General features: G+C 53.4%; 14 protein-coding genes. 6 read left to right on the plus strand and 8 right to left on the minus strand.

Translation table 11 applies throughout. From position 1 onward, the window contains the following. The first annotated feature begins 367 nt into the window (after positions 1 to 367). Positions 368 to 1,762, plus strand: coding sequence for a cytochrome-c peroxidase (locus M2374_RS15635; RefSeq protein ID WP_181688662.1), 1,395 nt, complete (start codon positions 368 to 370; stop codon positions 1,760 to 1,762). Between the two features lie 100 nt (positions 1,763 to 1,862). Here M2374_RS15635 and gorA read toward each other — a convergent pair whose 3' ends face one another. Next, a complete protein-coding gene (gene gorA / locus M2374_RS15640) occupies positions 1,863 to 3,215 on the minus strand; it encodes a glutathione-disulfide reductase (RefSeq protein WP_115257229.1) in 1,353 nt (450 codons plus the stop codon). Between the two features lie 104 nt (positions 3,216 to 3,319). After that, positions 3,320 to 4,162, minus strand: coding sequence for a 23S rRNA (adenine(2030)-N(6))-methyltransferase RlmJ (locus tag M2374_RS15645; protein WP_096759184.1), 843 nt, complete (start codon positions 4,160 to 4,162; stop codon positions 3,320 to 3,322). Positions 4,163 to 4,376: 214 nt separating this feature from the next. Here M2374_RS15645 and prlC point away from each other — a divergent pair, with 214 nt between their 5' ends. After that, positions 4,377 to 6,419: an oligopeptidase A gene (prlC, locus tag M2374_RS15650; protein ID WP_117342500.1), complete on the plus strand. Its 2,043-nt coding sequence runs from the start codon at positions 4,377 to 4,379 to the stop codon at positions 6,417 to 6,419. A gap of 8 nt (positions 6,420 to 6,427) precedes the next feature. Continuing rightward, on the plus strand, positions 6,428 to 7,177 hold the full coding sequence (gene rsmJ / locus M2374_RS15655) for a 16S rRNA (guanine(1516)-N(2))-methyltransferase RsmJ (RefSeq protein ID WP_115257231.1): 750 nt from the start codon (positions 6,428 to 6,430) through the stop codon (positions 7,175 to 7,177). 111 nt (positions 7,178 to 7,288) lie between these two features. On the opposite strand, the gene M2374_RS15660 is transcribed toward rsmJ, so the two are convergent. After that, positions 7,289 to 8,488: an NAD(P)/FAD-dependent oxidoreductase gene (locus M2374_RS15660; protein ID WP_181540271.1), complete on the minus strand. Its 1,200-nt coding sequence runs from the start codon at positions 8,486 to 8,488 to the stop codon at positions 7,289 to 7,291. A gap of 230 nt (positions 8,489 to 8,718) precedes the next feature. On the opposite strand from M2374_RS15660, the gene M2374_RS15665 reads away from it, so the two are divergent. Beyond that, on the plus strand, positions 8,719 to 9,222 hold the full coding sequence (locus M2374_RS15665; RefSeq protein ID WP_181688663.1) for an Rrf2 family transcriptional regulator: 504 nt from the start codon (positions 8,719 to 8,721) through the stop codon (positions 9,220 to 9,222). Between the two features lie 87 nt (positions 9,223 to 9,309). Here the strand turns inward: M2374_RS15665 and dtpB are convergent, their stop codons facing one another. Together dtpB and uspA are read right to left on the minus strand one after the other, a co-directional pair. Then, positions 9,310 to 10,782, minus strand: coding sequence for a dipeptide/tripeptide permease DtpB (dtpB, locus tag M2374_RS15670; protein WP_115257234.1), 1,473 nt, complete (start codon positions 10,780 to 10,782; stop codon positions 9,310 to 9,312). A gap of 292 nt (positions 10,783 to 11,074) precedes the next feature. Next, positions 11,075 to 11,512, minus strand: coding sequence for a universal stress protein UspA (uspA, locus tag M2374_RS15675; RefSeq protein WP_003023368.1), 438 nt, complete (start codon positions 11,510 to 11,512; stop codon positions 11,075 to 11,077). 393 nt (positions 11,513 to 11,905) lie between these two features. On the opposite strand from uspA, the gene uspB reads away from it, so the two are divergent. Next, positions 11,906 to 12,241, plus strand: a complete 336-nt coding sequence (uspB, locus tag M2374_RS15680; RefSeq protein WP_096759190.1) for a universal stress protein UspB — start codon at positions 11,906 to 11,908, stop codon at positions 12,239 to 12,241. Between the two features lie 64 nt (positions 12,242 to 12,305). Here the strand turns inward: uspB and pitA are convergent, their stop codons facing one another. Further along, positions 12,306 to 13,805 carry an inorganic phosphate transporter PitA gene (pitA, locus tag M2374_RS15685; protein WP_115257235.1) on the minus strand — a complete coding sequence of 500 codons (1,500 nt, stop codon included), beginning with the start codon at positions 13,803 to 13,805 and terminating at the stop codon, positions 12,306 to 12,308. A 229-nt stretch (positions 13,806 to 14,034) separates the two neighbouring features. On the opposite strand from pitA, the gene M2374_RS15690 reads away from it, so the two are divergent. Next, the gene (locus M2374_RS15690) at positions 14,035 to 15,231 is read left to right on the plus strand and encodes an NAD(P)/FAD-dependent oxidoreductase (protein ID WP_174361272.1); all 1,197 of its coding nucleotides are present in this window, start codon (positions 14,035 to 14,037) and stop codon (positions 15,229 to 15,231) included. A gap of 75 nt (positions 15,232 to 15,306) precedes the next feature. Here the strand turns inward: M2374_RS15690 and nikR are convergent, their stop codons facing one another. Then, positions 15,307 to 15,708, minus strand: a complete 402-nt coding sequence (nikR, locus tag M2374_RS15695; RefSeq protein WP_096759193.1) for a nickel-responsive transcriptional regulator NikR — start codon at positions 15,706 to 15,708, stop codon at positions 15,307 to 15,309. A gap of 82 nt (positions 15,709 to 15,790) precedes the next feature. Beyond that, positions 15,791 to 16,651, minus strand: coding sequence for a LysR family transcriptional regulator (locus tag M2374_RS15700; protein ID WP_117342497.1), 861 nt, complete (start codon positions 16,649 to 16,651; stop codon positions 15,791 to 15,793). Positions 16,652 to 16,745: the final 94 nt, after the last annotated feature.

The raw sequence follows: 16,745 nt of genomic DNA on the forward strand, positions 1-16,745 counted from the left end.
AGCGTAGACATTCGCTTCGGTGTCGGGTGAGTAAAGCGTGCGGTTGATCACGTTCTTATGTTTTTTAATATTTAAAAAATAAAACTATCTTAATGATAATAATGAAGAATTACCGGTCTCGTACGATCTGTATATTTTCCATTTTCAGAACATTCGATTGCAACGAGGTGTGAACAGAATCAGCTAACATCCGATCCCTGTAATAGGTGCAGGCTATTCTAATGATAGTTCTGGCCCATGTAATTGATTGATACTTATCAAAATAATACTCCGCTTATTTTCTATGATGGTCAAGTCTGACAAAGACTGCGCATTAATTATTTCAATTTTCTGGGTCACAATAACTCACAACGGTGAGGGTAAAATAATGAAAATCATTACCCGTCTTACCGCGATTGCCATAACAGGCATCGTAATTTGTTATTTTGGATTATCCGGTTATGTGTGGTATCACGATAATCAACGTAGCAAACAGGCTGATGTTCAGGCCTCTACGCTGGAAGCCAATAATAAGGTATTAGGATTTTTACGCGAAAAGGGATGTGATTATTGTCACACGCCTTCAGCTGAATTACCTTTCTATTCTTCCTTTCCCGTCGCTAAACAATTGATGAATTATGACATTCAATTAGGATACAAATCATTCAATCTTGAAGCTGTTCGTGCCGCGCTGGTTGCGGATAAACCCGTTTCGCAAAGTGATTTGAATAAAATTGAATGGGTGATGCAGTATGACACCATGCCACCAACGCGTTATACCGCACTGCACTGGGCCGGTAAGGTCAGCGATGCTGAGCGAGAAGACATTCTTGGCTGGGTAACCAAACAACGTGAGCAGTACTACGCCAGCCGTGATACCGCCACGCAGCATCGCAATGAGCCCGTACAGCCAATACCGGAAAGTATTCCGACTGATGCCCGCAAAGTGGCGCTGGGCTTTACGCTGTATCATGACCCGCGCATTTCTGGCGACAGCACGATCTCCTGTGCGCACTGCCACGCCTTAAACGCAGGCGGTGTGGATGGCAGGAAAACGTCAATCGGTGTCGGTGGCGCCGTTGGACCGATTAATGCACCGACGGTGTTTAACTCGGTCTTTAACGTGGAACAATTCTGGGACGGTCGCGCACCAACATTGCAGGCGCAGGCGGGTGGTCCACCGTTAAACCCGATTGAAATGGCGTCGAAATCCTGGGATGAAATTATCCAGAAGTTAGATAAAGACCCGATGCTGAAGCAAGAATTTATCACCGTTTATCCTCAGGGATTCAGCGGGGACAATATTACCGATGCGATTGCTGAGTTTGAGAAAACGCTGATTACGCCAAATGCACCGTTTGATAAATGGCTGCGGGGTGATGAAAGCGCGTTAACGGCTCAGCAAAAACATGGCTATCAATTATTTAAGGAAAATAAATGTGCCACCTGCCATGGCGGTATTATTTTAGGCGGGCGTTCATTTGAACCCTTAGGCTTGAAAAAGGACTTTAATTTTGGTGAGGTCACTGCCGTAGATATTGGTCGAATGAACGTCACCAATGAATTACGAGATAAGCTGCGCCAGAAAGTCCCTGGATTGCGTAACGTTGCACTGACTGCACCTTATTTCCACCGGGGAGATGTGCCAACCCTCGACGGCGCGGTAAAACTGATGCTGCGTTATCAGGTAGGCAAAGAACTGCCGCAAAAAGATATCGACGATATCGTGGCGTTCCTTGAAAGCCTCAACGGGATCTATACGCCGTATATGCAGGATAAGTGATTAATACAATGCCGAAGGGTGACTGATGCTTTATCTGGCCTACATATTACGGTGTTTGTAGGCCGGATAAGGCATCAGCCGCCATCCGGCATTTATAGTATTAACGCATGGTGACAAATTCTTCCGACGCGGTCGGGTGAATAGCGACTGTGTTGTCGAAGTCTTTCTTGGTCGCGCCCATTTTCAGTGCCACGGCAAAGCCCTGCAGCATTTCGTCCATGCCAAAGCCGATGCCGTGAATACCGACAATCTTCTCTTCCGGACCCACGCACACCAGCTTCATACGGCACGGCTGACGGTGTGTGGTGACAGCGGTATACATCGCGGTAAACGATGATTTATACACTTTCACCTGATCATCGCCGTGCTGCTCGCGCGCCTGTTGCTCGGTTAAGCCGACGGTGCCAATTGGCGGATGGCTGAAGACCACGGTCGGGATGTTGCTGTAGTCCAGATGCTCGTCCGGCTTGTTGTTAAACAGACGTTCGGACAGGCGACGACCCGCGGCAACGGCAACCGGCGTTAATTCAACAGCACCGGTGTTATCGCCCACGGCGTAAATTCCTGGAACGCTAGTATTCTGGTATTTATCAACGATGATGTAGCCTTTTTCGTTGGTTTTCACGCCAGTAACCGCCAGGTTAAAGTTATCGGTTGCCGGTTCACGGCCAATCGCCCAGATCAGGCAATCCACGGTCTGGCTACGACCATCTTCCAGCTCCAGGGTCAGGCTGCCATCTGCATTTTTAACTACCGCTTTTGGAATCGCGTGTGTATGCAGGGTCGGGCCTTCGGCATTCATTACCTCAACCAGCGTGTCGACGATCATCGGGTCAAAGCTGCGCAGCGGCGCGTGTTTACGCACGAACAGATGTGTTTCTGCGCCCAGGCCGTTAATCACGCCAGCCAGTTCAACGGCGATGTAACCTGCACCAACTACCGCAACGCGCTTCGGCAGGGCCGGCAGTTCAAAGAAACCGTCGGAATCAATACCGTATTCCACGCCTGGAATGTTCGGGTGGCTCGGGCGGCCGCCTGTGGCAATCAAAATATGATCGGCGGTGATGGTTTCACCGTTTACTTCAATGGTCTTGGCATCAACGAAGCGGGCAAAACCTTTGATCACATCGACATTATTTTTACCCAGTACGTTGTCGTACGAGGTGTGAATGCGGTCGATATAGGCGGTACGGGTGGCGATCAGCTTGTCCCAGTCGAATTTATTGATGGTGGTATCGAAGCCGTAGTCCGGGCCGTACATATGGATCGCTTCACGAACCTGTGCGGCATGCCACATCACTTTCTTCGGTACACAGCCAACGTTGACGCAGGTACCGCCCAGTTCTTTGGCCTCAATCAACGCGCATTTCTGACCGTACATGGCCGCGCGGTTAATGGAGGCGATACCACCGCTGCCGCCGCCGATAGCGATGTAATCATAGTGTTTGGTCATGACCGCTCCTTCATGTTCATTGTAGGGCGGAGAAGCGTTATGCCTTCCGCCAAAATATTCGCGATTGTATACCTGAAATCAAAAGGTTCCACCGATGGCTGCGATTACTCCGGTACGATCCAGCTTACCGAGGTATGTCCGGTTCCCGCCGGAACCAGTTTGCGGTGCAGCCACGGCAGCACATTGTTCATTTGCTGTTCCAGCTTCCACGGTGGGTTAACCACAATCATGCCGGACGCTGTCATGCCGCGTTGATCGCTGTCCGGACGAACCGCCAGCTCAATTTGCAGGATGCGGCGAATGCCGGTCGCTTCCAGCTCTTTGGTCATGCGTTTGATTTGCTGGCGCAGGACTACCGGATACCACAGGGCATAGGTGCCGGTCGCGAAACGCTTATAGCCTTCGTGGATACCGGCCACTACCGCCTGGTAGTCGGTTTTAATTTCGTACGGCGGATCGATGAGGATCAGCCCGCGACGGGAGACGGGTGGTAATTTCGATTTCAACTGCTGATAGCCGTCGGCTTTTGCCACACGCGCGCGCTCATCTTTCTGGAATTCGGAGCGCAGCAGCGGAAAATCGCTCGGGTGCAGTTCGGTTAGCTGCAGGCTGTCCTGCGCGCGCAGCAGCTGGCGGGCAATCAGCGGAGAGCCTGGGTAGTAGCGCAGTTGACCGCTACGGTTGAAATGATTCACTACGCTGATGTACGGCTCGAGTTCTGCCGGCAGGTCGTCCTGCTGCCAGATGCGGGCGATGCCTTCCAGATACTCACCGGTACGTTCAGCACGTTCACTGCTCAGCTGATAACGGCCCGCACCGGCGTGGGTGTCCAGATAGAGAAACGGTTTATCTTTCTCTTTGAGCGACTCGATGATCAGGCTCTGAACCGTGTGTTTAAGGACGTCGGCGTGGTTGCCAGCGTGAAAGCTGTGGCGATAACTGAGCATGGGTAAACGTGTTCCAGGTTGTAAACGTAGGCCCGATAAGCTGCGTGCCATCGGGCGAAAATAGAGCGTATCGCCACAGTATACAGAAAAGTCGTCACTGCCGCGAAAGCGCAACGCCTGGCATTGAAATCCTCTACACTTAACCCCATTCTACAAATAATATGCACAGCGCCGGATGCGCGCTTCATTCACTCTTTTCTACAGGACTGCGCTAATGACCAATCCATTGCTGACTCCCTTCGAACTGCCGCCGTTTTCCAAAATTCAGCCCGAGCATGTTGTACCCGCCGTCACTAAGGCGCTGAACGACTGCCGCGAAAACGTCGAGCGCGTGGTTGCGCAGGGGGCGCCATATACCTGGGAAAATCTTTGCCAGCGGCTGGCGGAAGTGGACGATGTCCTGGGGCGTATCTTCTCTCCGGTCAGCCATCTGAACTCGGTGAAAAACAGCCCGGAACTGCGCGAAGCCTACGAACAAACGCTGCCGCTGCTGTCTGAGTACAGCACCTGGGTTGGGCAACATGAAGGCCTGTACCAGGCGTACCGCGATCTACGTGAAGGTGACCATTACGCCACCCTGAATACCGCGCAGAAAAAAGCCGTCGATAACGCCCTGCGTGACTTTGAGCTTTCTGGTATCGGCCTGCCGAAAGAAAAACAGCAGCGCTACGGTGAAATCGCGACCCGCCTGTCTGAACTTGGCAACCTGTACAGCAACAACGTGCTCGACGCCACCATGGGCTGGACCAAACTGGTCACCGACGAATCTGAGCTGGCTGGCATGCCGGAAAGTGCGCTGGCGGCAGCAAAAGCCCAGGCCGAAGCCAAAGAGCAGGAAGGTTATCTGCTGACGCTGGATATCCCGAGCTATCTGCCGGTGATGACCTACTGCGACAACCAGGCATTGCGTGAAGAAATGTACCGCGCCTACTCCACCCGTGCATCCGATCAGGGGCCCAATGCGGGCAAATGGGACAACAGCCCGGTGATGGAAGAGATCCTCGCGCTGCGCCACGAGCTGGCTCAATTGCTGGGCTTTGAAAGCTATGCCTTTAAATCTCTCGCCACCAAAATGGCCGAGAACCCGCAGCAGGTACTCGACTTCCTGACCGATCTGGCAAAACGTGCCCGTCCGCAGGGTGAAAAAGAGCTGGCCCAGCTGCGCGCCTTCGCTAAAGCAGAGTTTGGCGTTGATGAGCTGCAGCCGTGGGATATCGCCTACTACAGCGAGAAACAGAAACAGCACCTGTACAGCATCAGCGACGAGCAGTTGCGCCCGTACTTCCCGGAAAACAAAGCCGTAAACGGCCTGTTCGAAGTGGTTAAGCGTATTTATGGCATCACTGCCAAAGAGCGTACCGATGTTGACGTCTGGCACCCGGAAGTGCGTTTCTTTGAGCTGTATGACGAACACAACGAACTGCGCGGCAGCTTCTATCTGGATCTTTATGCGCGTGAAAACAAGCGCGGTGGGGCATGGATGGACGACTGCGTCGGGCAGATGCGTAAAACCGACGGCACGTTGCAAAAACCGGTCGCTTACTTGACCTGCAACTTTAACCGTCCGGTCAGCGGCAAGCCGGCGCTGTTTACCCACGATGAAGTGATTACCCTGTTCCACGAGTTCGGTCACGGCCTGCATCATATGCTGACCCGCATCGAAACGGCCGGTGTTTCCGGTATCAACGGTGTGCCGTGGGATGCTGTCGAACTGCCAAGCCAGTTTATGGAAAACTGGTGCTGGGAGCCGGAAGCGCTGGCGTTTATCTCCGGTCACTATGAAACCGGTGAGCCGCTGCCTAAAGAACTGCTGGATAAAATGCTGGCGGCGAAAAACTACCAGGCGGCGCTGTTCATCCTGCGTCAGCTGGAGTTCGGTCTGTTCGACTTCCGTCTGCACGCTGAGTTTAACCCGCAGCAAGGGGCGAAAATTCTCGACACCCTGGCGGAGATCAAAAAACAGGTTGCCGTGGTGCCGGGCCCAACATGGGGTCGCTTCCCGCACGCTTTCAGCCATATTTTTGCCGGGGGTTATGCGGCGGGATATTACAGCTACCTGTGGGCTGACGTGCTGGCGGCGGACGCCTTCTCCCGCTTTGAAGACGAAGGGATTTTCAACCGTGAAACCGGCCAGTCGTTCCTCGATAACATCCTGACCCGTGGGGGTTCCGAAGAGCCTATGGAGCTGTTTAAACGCTTCCGTGGCCGTGAGCCGCAACTGGATGCGATGCTGGACCATTACGGCATCAAGGGCTGAAGACTGGCGTGAAAATTTGTTTACTGGATGAAACGGGCGCCGGAGACGGCGCCTTATCTGTTCTGGCTGCCCGCTGGGGACTGGAACACGATGAAGACAATCTGATGGCGCTGGTGATGACACCGGCGCATCTGGAACTGCGCAAGCGCGATGAACCCAAGCTCGGCGGCATCTTCGTTGATTTTGTCGGCGGGGCGATGGCCCACCGGCGCAAATTTGGCGGCGGCCGCGGTGAAGCGGTGGCGAAAGCCGTTGGCGTGAAAGGCGATTATCTGCCGGACGTGGTGGACGCGACGGCCGGGTTGGGACGCGATGCGTTCGTGCTGGCCTCCGTGGGCTGTCGCGTACGGATGCTGGAACGTAACCCGGTAGTGGCGGCGTTGCTCGACGATGGCCTGGCGCGCGGTTATGCCGATGCGGAAATTGGCCCGTGGTTGCAGGCGCGTTTGCAGTTAATTCATGCATCCAGCCTGACGGCGCTCACCGATATCACCCCACGCCCGCAGGTGGTATACCTCGACCCGATGTTCCCGCATAAGCAGAAAAGCGCGTTGGTGAAAAAAGAGATGCGCGTGTTTCAGTCGCTGGTGGGGCCGGATTTAGATGCCGATGGCCTGCTGGAGCCTGCGCGCCAGTTAGCCACTAAACGCGTGGTGGTCAAGCGCCCGGACTATGCCCCGCCGCTGGCGGAGGTGGCAACGCCGAACGCGGTGGTGACCAAAGGGCATCGGTTTGATATTTATGCCGGAACTCCGTAGGCCGGATAACACGCGTCGCGTCGCCATCCGGCATGGTTTGCTGCCCGATGGTGCTGCGCTTATCGGGCGTACGCGCAGCCTTGCGAGTACGCTGACATCCGGCAATATCAATTACACAAACGGTGCCAGCGGGTCGGCAATCTCAAAGGCGACTGTACGGTCCGCTTTCGGTGGATAAATCAGCTCGCTGACGATTGATCGCTTCAGTTTCTTCGCCTCTGCGCGCGTCAGTTTCACCTGCTGATCCCAGCCTTCGCTGTACACCGCGCCCCACGCGCCCAGATCCAGACAGGTGACGTAGTTTTCCTGGCGATAGGGCAGTGGCATCACATCTAACAGGCAGGCAGCGGCATTGTTCCCGGCAAATTTACCCAACAGAATCGCGTGCTGGCAGGTCATTAAGGCGTGGTTGCCTTTGTCATCAGTGGCGGCCCAGGCGACATCACCCGTCGCGTAGATATCCTCGTGGCCCACAACCTGAAGATGCGCATTCACATGCAGACGGCCCTGACGATCGCGCGGGGCGTCGATCTGTGCCGTTAAGCCGTTTGCCTGCACGCCGACCGTCCAGATAACGGTTTGTGATGTAATCGTCTGCCCGTCTTTCAGCGTCACGCCGGACGCATCCACGCTTTCGACTTCTGCATTGACCCGCCATTCCACACCCAGTTCAGCGGAGGCTTCGGCGATCACATCGCGCAGCTCCTGGCTCCAGCGTGCACCCGGTTGCGGGCCGCGTTCAACTACGACAACTCTGGTCTTAGCATCAGCGCCGAGAATGTCGCGCAGGCGACCCGGTAATTCCAGAGCCATTTCGATCCCGGTAAAGCCGCCGCCGCAGACCACCACGGTATTGCGCGCCTCGCTTTCTGGTCTGTGCGCGAGATCTTTCAGATGCTGCTCCAGTACGGTTGCGCTTTCCAGCTGATCGAGGTCGAAGGCGTGCTGCGCAGCGCCGGCAACCCTATTGCGATTAACTTCACTGCCGCTGGCCAGAATCAGCCGGTCGTAGCGGAGAAGCTGTTTTTGGCCCGTTGCGTCCGTCCAGCTCACTTCTTTAGATTGTGGAAGCAACTGGGTAACCGTGCCGCGCAGGAAGTTCACACCGGTGACATCAAACAGCGGCTGCAGTGGCGCAACCAGCGTCTGGACATCATTCTCATAAAAACGCGGGCGCACGCGCAGCTCTGGCTGCGGCGCAATAACAGTAATATCAATGGGCTGCTGATGTTTATCCGCCAGTCGTGCGGCGCTTAATGCTGCCCACATACCGGCAAAACCGGCGCCCACGATCAGAATTTTTTTACGCATTGGCGTTTCTCACTGGTGACTATGAATTATTTACTCGGATTTTATTGGTCGTAGTTAAAGATTGCAATGTGATTTCCTGTAAAAGCGCTTCTTTGTCTGTTGAATTGTATTTATATATTTGATATTTAATTAATTAAATTTTATTTATGAGCGGATGAATTCTGGGTATCTGGTATGTGCAGGCCGAAAAAGTTACAATAACTCAGATTCATTTTGGCTGAGATAAGAACATGGCATTCTACAGTTCCGGGGTTGAGTACGGCATCCATAGCCTGATGTGTATGGTTGACAGTAAGGGGGATGCGCGGGATATGAGCGTACGGGAAATTGCTGAGCTACAAAGCGTGCCGTATGACTATCTGGCGAAGATCTTCACCCGTCTGTCGAAGGCCGGACTGGTGCGCAGCAGTGAAGGAAAGGGCGGCGGTTTTCAGCTCGCCAGGCCCGCCGAGCACATCACGATGCTGGACGTGGTCAATGCCATTGACGGCGATAAGCGTATCTTCGAATGCCGTGAAATCCGCCAGCGCTTAGCGGTCTTTGAGGAACATCCGCCGGAGTGGGCCTGTGAAGGGATTTGCGGCGTGCGCTCAGTGATGGACATGGCGCAGCAGCGTATGGAAGAGGCGCTTGGTCAGCACACGATCCTGGATTTGGCGCGTAAGATGTATCGCAAAGCACCGGATACGTTTGTGGTGGAAGTGCAGGACTGGATCGACGCACGCAAAGGATAACCACTAAAAATGCCCGATAGCGCAAGGCGTATCGGGCATAATGAATGTAGGCCGGATAAGGCAATAGCCGCCATCCGGCACGGCGTATTACTGTTCAGTACTCGGCGTATTAATCATCCGATTCAGCCAGGGCACCATAATCGCCATCACTACCGTGACGGCCAGCGTGACCAGACCGATTTTACTAAAGACGTTGGTATAGATAGGCAGCGTCTGTAGCGGGTCAGTGATGTTTTCCGGTACCGCGGTGAACGTTGCCACGTAGCCACCCATCAGGAACGCTGCAGCCTGGGTCAGGAACCACATCCCCAGAATAAAGCCCATCAGATGCTGCGGCACCAGCGCGGCGACCATGGCCAGCCCCAGGGCGCTAATCAGCAACTCACCCAGACTCTGGAAAAGATATACCAGTACAATGAACCACGGCGAGGTCAGCCCCTGCGCATCGGCAAACCACATACCCGCGGCAGCAGCGGTCAGGAAGCCCAGCGAGCACAGGAACATACCGAGCGTGAACTTCATCGGCATGGTCAGGTCTTTGCCCTTGTTGCCCAGACGGGTATAAATCACTGCCAGTACCGGGCTGGCAAGCACCACCCAGAACGGGTTCAATGCCTGGAAGCTCACCGGGTTGATGGCGAAACCGAGAATTTCATGGTGTACGTTATTGATGGCAAAGAAGTTCAGTGATGTCGGCATCTGCGCGTACAGCACGTAGAACACCACCGCTTCCAGCATCAGGATAAAGGCCACAAACATCTTATTGCGCCCGGTTTTATCCAGTTTGAATGCCTGACGGAAGAAGATGATGGTGACGATAATCGACAGGACGATCAGCACCAGGTTGGCAACTTTCACGTTGTGCATCAACCAGGCGCACACGAATATCATCACCACGGTACCGGCCAGTACACACAGCAGATTGCGGAATACCAGCGGCTTATGGTCTGGCTCAGAACCGATATCCTTCACCATGCCACGGCAGGCAAAATAGACCAGCAGTGCAACGATAAGTCCCGCGCCACACAGGTTGTAAGTCACCGCATAGCCAAACTTATCGGCAATGACCGGCGCCAGCGACAGCGACAGCAGGGAGCCGATGTTAATCGACATATAAAACAGAGTGAAGGCGCCGTCCAGTCGGGCGTCTTTTGGCGGATAGCATTTTGACAGCAAGCTTGCCGGGTTAGCTTTAAACAGCCCGTTACCTACGGCGATGGTACCCAACGCAATAAAAATCAGGTCGGGTTTCAGCAGCGACATTCCGGTCATGAAATAGCCAATGGCTAACACGATGGCGCCGAGAACCAGCGTGCGCTTGGTGCCCAACAGGTGGTCGCCAACGTAGCCACCAATGGATATCAGGCCGTACACCAGCGCAGCAAACGCACCGAAGGTGATAAACGCCTGTTCCTGAGAGAAGCCGAGTTGTTTAACAAAAAATACCGCCAGGATGCCCTGAACGCCGTAATAGCCAAATCGTTCCCATAATTCTACAAAAAAGATCATGAAGAACGGACGAGGTTGCTGCAGCAAGCCCGTAGGTGCTCGTGTATTCATATTCCTTCGCCTTTCAAAGCCATCCCGAAAAGTATGAACGCGTATTCTAAAACGCGCCGAAAAAGTCTTATTTTGTTATAGACTGCGGTGATATGCCGCGCGGGTAGAGTATTATAGAGATAGTTTTCGATCCAATTAGTTGATCACACTAATTATGATTTATTTGTTGGATTGATGTACTGATAGGCAATAATTTTCACGCAAGGTACAAAAACAAAAACGCCCGCACAGGCGGGCGCTTACAGGCTTAAATGTTTACAGCGGGGCGGGTTACCCCCCGACAGCTAGCATTTTATGCTTCTTCGTCATCTCGCAGCGGGACAATCAACATGTCGACGTGAACGGTGTTGATCAGCTGGCGCGCAGAGGACATCAGCTTGCTCCAGAAATCCTGGTGATGGCCGCACACGACAAGATCCATATCGTATTTTTTGATGGCATCAACCAGAACCTGACCCAGATCGCCGCTACCGCTCAGGGTTTCGGTGATAGGGTAGCCTGCGTTGGTGGACAGTTCGGTTAACGCGTGATGAGTTTCTTCAGAAATGCGTTTCTGCATGTCGCCCAGATTTACGTCGATTAGCCCGGTGTACAGGTCGGAATAGTTTACGTCAACGTGGATAAGGGAAACTTTTGCATTGTAAGGCCGCGCCATAGAGACCGCTTTTTCAACCAGAACTTTGCTTTCCGGAGAAAGATCAACCGCGATGAGAATGTGTTTATAAGCCATAGTGTTACTCCTTCCATAAGTTGTCGATGACTAGCCTTCTGGCGATCGTTTGCCGCCGCGTCATCCGCATCCTGCGGACCTTACGCGCGGGGCTAGCCCAGTCGTAAAGACGTACCCTATAGGGACTATCCTTACATTATAGCGACCAGAATAATCCGTCAATCCACCTTGATTGCCAAGTAGTTAAACAAATTTTTCAGTTAATTGTATTGATAGTGATTAACCTTCTGGCAAAAAAATTAACTAATCTCCTACACTATCTAGAGAGGCGCTCGGATGCGTGACACTAACACGAGCGGTTTCGGTAGCACTCTTCACTGCATAGTTTGGTAGGGTATCGGGGAGCGGTAGTCCCGGAGAGGAACTCCGTGGGCGGGTCGCCGGGGAGGGGGTATGATAAGCACCATTGCGTTATTCTGGGCTTTGTGTGTCGTTTGCATTGTTAATATGGCGCGCTATTTCTCGTCGTTGCGCGCACTGTTAGTGGTACTTCGTGGTTGCGATCCATTGCTTTACCAGTATGTTGATGGCGGAGGCTTTTTTACCTCGCATGGGCAACCCAACAAGCAGATGCGTCTGGTGTGGTATATCTACGCTCAGCGCTATCGCGATCATCATGATGATGAGTTTATTCGCCGCTGTGAGCGCGTGCGCGGTCAGTTCATTCTCACCAGTTCGTTATGTGGCCTGGTATTAATCAGTATGGTTGCGCTGATTATCTGGCACTGAACCTGATGACAGCGTAAAAAAAAGCGGACCTGTTTGCAGGCCCGCTTTTTTATTGCGCATTCGCTTAGATAAGCTTCAGGGAGAGCCAGTACAGCCCCCCGGAAAGAATAATCGCCGCAGGCAGGGTGAAGACCCAGGCCATCAGAATGCTGGTCACTGTTTTACGCTGTAAGCCGCCACCGTCAACGACCATCGTACCCGCAACGGAAGAGGAGAGTACGTGGGTGGTGGAAACTGGCATACCGGTATAACTGGCGAGACCGATAGAGACGGCGGCCGTCATCTGCGCCGACATCCCCTGAGCATAGGTCATGCCTTTCTTACCGATTTTCTCACCGATAGTGGTTGCCACGCGACGCCAGCCAATCATCGTACCGCAGCCCAGAGCCAGCGCAACGGCCATGATGATCCACACCGGAGCGTACTCAATGGTGCTCAGCATGTCGGTTTTCAGTTTCTTCAACAGACGCTGATCGTCGTTGCTTACACCAGGCAGTTTCACGACCTTATCGGTGGTATCGGAAATGCACAGCATAATACGGCGCAGTTGTCCGCGCTGCTCAACGCTTAACTTGTCGTAGGTTTCCAGATTCGCCAGCATACCTTTCGCACGTTCCAGCGCGTTAATGGTATTAGCCGGGTGGCAATGGAACTCTGTCGTCGTCGCTGTACCTGTTTCCGTCGGTGACGGAATCAACTGGTCTACGCCGGTCGCCTGCTTGAGCAGGTCAGGACGTTGCTGGAAGAAGGTTTCGACGTTATTGATGGCATCGCGGGTACGGGTAATTTCGTAACCGGAAGCGTTCATATTCACCACGAAACCGGCAGGTGCTACGCCAATCAGTACCAGCATGACCAGACCAATGCCTTTCTGCCCGTCGTTTGCGCCATGAGAGAACGCCACGCCGATTGCGGAGAGGATCAGTGCGATACGCGTCCAGAATGGCGGCTTTTTCTTGCCGTCTTTCTTTTCACGCTCTGCTGGCGTTAGGTGAATACGGGCACGTTTTTTAGTACCGCTCCAGTAGCGACGCAGCAAAAAGATCAGGCCGCCTGCAACCACCAGGCCGACAATCGGCGAGATGATAAGAGAGGCAAAAATACCTATCACTTTCGGGATGTTAAGTGCATCCACGACCGATGTGCCGTTCATCAACGCATTGGTTAAACCAATACCGATAATCGCGCCAATCAGCGTGTGGGAGCTGGATGCAGGCAAACCAAAGTACCAGGTACCCAGGTTCCAGATAATTGCCGCCAACAGCATAGAGAACACCATGGCGAGGCCATGTGATGAACCCATGTTGAGCAGCAGATCCGTTGGCAACATATGCACGATGGCATACGCTACGCTGAGACCGCCCAGCAAAACACCAAAGAAGTTAAACACCGCAGCCATGATCACCGCCAATTGCGAACGCATGGCACGGGTGTAGATCACAGTAGCGACGGCATTGGCTGTATCATGGAAGCCGTTAATTGCTTCGTAGAACAGAACAAAAGCCAAAGCAAGCAAGAGTAAAAGCCCGGTATGTAAATCCAGGCCAGCAAACAAATGTAGCATAGGACGTTACGCCATTTTGAGGACATGAACGCGGCGCATTATCAGTGACTTTGGCGGCGCGGGCAAAGTGAAATATAGAGTTTTTTTGATTTGTCTCCTGCTTTGTATGACACCACTAAAGAATTATCTTATAGAATTCAGATAAATACCTATTTTTGATGGTTTGGTGCTGGTGCGGCCACTGAGGAATCTTTACAATTCACGCCCGCTTTTTAGAGAGGATCGCAACGTGGAAAGGTTTGATACCGTTATTATAGGCGCTGGCGCAGCGGGTATGTTCTGTGCCGCGCAGGCAGGACAAGCAGGAAGTCGAGTACTGCTTATTGATAATGGTAAAAAGCCCGGGCGCAAGATCCTCATGTCTGGCGGGGGGCGCTGTAACTTTACCAATCTTTATGTTGAGCCTGCGGCTTATTTGAGTCAAAACCCTCATTTCTGTAAGTCAGCGTTGGCGCGCTATACCCAGTGGGATTTTATCGATCTGGTGGGTAAACATGGCATTGCCTGGCATGAAAAAACGCTCGGCCAGCTTTTTTGTGACGACTCCGCGCAGCAAATAGTCGATATGCTGGTAGCGGAATGCGAAAAAGGTAACGTTACGATGCGCTTACGTAGCGAAGTTCTGAGCGTTGCACGGGATGATGAGGGCTTTACGCTGGAGCTCAACGGCGCAACCGTTGGTGCGACGAAACTGGTGATTGCCAGCGGTGGGCTTTCTATGCCGGGTCTGGGTGCGACGCCATTTGGTTATAAAATTGCCGAACAGTTTGGCCTGAATGTGCTGCCAACGCGTGCGGGTCTGGTGCCTTTTACGCTGCATAAGCCGCTGCTTGACCAGCTTCAGGTGCTCTCCGGCGTGTCTGTTCCCTCTGTCATTACCGCCGAGGACGGCACCGTATTTCGTGAAAACCTGCTCTTTACGCACCGTGGGCTGTCAGGCCCGGCCGTTTTACAAATTTCGAGTTTTTGGCAGCCGGGTGAATTTGTCAGCATTAATTTGTTGCCAGATGTTGACCTCGAAAGCTTCCTTGATGAACAGCGCAGCGCGCATCCCAATCAGAGTCTGAAGAACACGCTGGCGATGCAATTACCGAAGCGACTGGTGGAGTGTTTGCAGCAGTTGGGGCAAATCCCGGACGTGACGTTGAAGCAGCTTAACCTACGCGATCAGCAAGCGCTGGTGGAAACGCTGACCGAATGGCGCGTGCAGCCAAACGGCACGGAAGGGTATCGCACGGCAGAGGTGACGCTGGGCGGAGTAGACACCAACGAATTGTCTTCACGGACCATGGAAGCCCGCAAAGTACCGGGCCTTTATTTCATTGGCGAAGTGATGGACGTCACCGGCTGGCTGGGTGGTTATAACTTCCAGTGGGCATGGTCGAGCGCCTGGGCGTGTGCGCAGGATTTAGTGTCCGGGGAGTGACGGTGAAGGTAAACCGTATAACGTTTTAATATTACGCGTCATCTGATGTAGTCGTGGCCGGCAACGTAATAGACGTCACTCTTCTTTCGGCAGGCACTGCAAATGACCGTGGCGCACGCCGCGTTGGGAGATAACGTCATCGGCAAAATGCTGAACGTCACCCATGTCCCCTTTTAGCACGGCGATTTCCAGGCAGTCGTCATGGTTGATGTGGACATGCAGCGTGGCGACCGACAAATCGTGGTGGTGATGCTGGGTCGAGACAATACGGCTGGCTAAGTCACGCTTCTCATGTTCATAAACATAGGAGAGCACCGCGAAGCCCTGGGTGCCGTGTTCTTGCGTGCTTTCCTGGGACAGCGCGCCGCGCAAAATGTCGCGGATGGCTTCGGAACGGTTGTTATAACCCCGGCGCTGGCTCAGGCTGTCCAGCGTTTCCAGTAAATCGTCATCGAGAGTAATGGTGACTCGTTGCATCTAAAGTTAACCTTTTATGTGGCGTACAGGGCATGCGGAAATAGCGTATTTTGTAACACACGTGCGGCATCTGGGGAAAAGGTTAATGAGCTCGCAATAAACGCAGCAGGGTGCTTACCTGCTCATCCAGCGGCGCGAGCGTCTCTTTGACGATCAGATGCAACGGTGTGGCACGGCGAGCGCCGTGACTTAACGGCAACGGACGTAATAGCCCCTGATCAAGCTGCGCTTGAATGCGCTCCTCGGGCAACCAGCCGTAACCGACCTGATACAATACCGCATCAATAGCGGCATCAATGGTAGAGAAGGTCCAGGCATCGCGAACCGCTTGCTGTGGGTTGTCGCGATCGGCAATACGTATCAGCGGCCAGGCGCGTAAGGCGTCTTCATCCAGCGGCGTATCCTGCGTGCAGAGCGGGTGATCGCGGTGGGCAACGGCCACAAAATCAATATTCATCAACCATTCACCGCGTCCGGTGACATCCTGACGCCGGGTCAGAACCATCACGTCCGCATCGGCATGTGCCGCCAGCCGATCGTCAGCATTCTCCAGCACTTCAGTCAGACGCACCTGCGTCTGCGGCCACGCCTGCTGGAACTGCTTGAGGATCGCGAACAGGCGTTTGCGTGGGAAGATGCTATCTACCATCAAATCCAGTCGTGTTCGCGTGCCATTGCGTAAAGTCGCCGCCCGGGTTTCCACCCATGAAAAAGCCTTCAATAGCGGTTTGACCTGATTGAGCAGTACCTCGCCTGCCGGAGTTAATACCGCTCTGCGGCCTTCCGGCGTCAGTAGCGTCACGCCGAGCCGTTCCTGTAACAGCGCCAGATTGTAGCTCACCGAAGACTGACTACGGTTGGTCTCTTCCGCTGCTTTAGTAAAGCTACCCAGCTCCACCACTTTTTCCAGCAGGGCCCACTGCTCCAGGGTTGTCTTATGCATAACTCATCTAAAAATTGAATGAATATGATGTAAACATAGCGTTATTCATCCAATTTTTGAAGCGTTAAGATCGCCCCATCAACTGAGAGGAGAA

Source organism: Citrobacter sp. JUb117, assembly GCF_024809055.1.
Taxonomy (GTDB): domain Bacteria; phylum Pseudomonadota; class Gammaproteobacteria; order Enterobacterales; family Enterobacteriaceae; genus Citrobacter; species Citrobacter gillenii.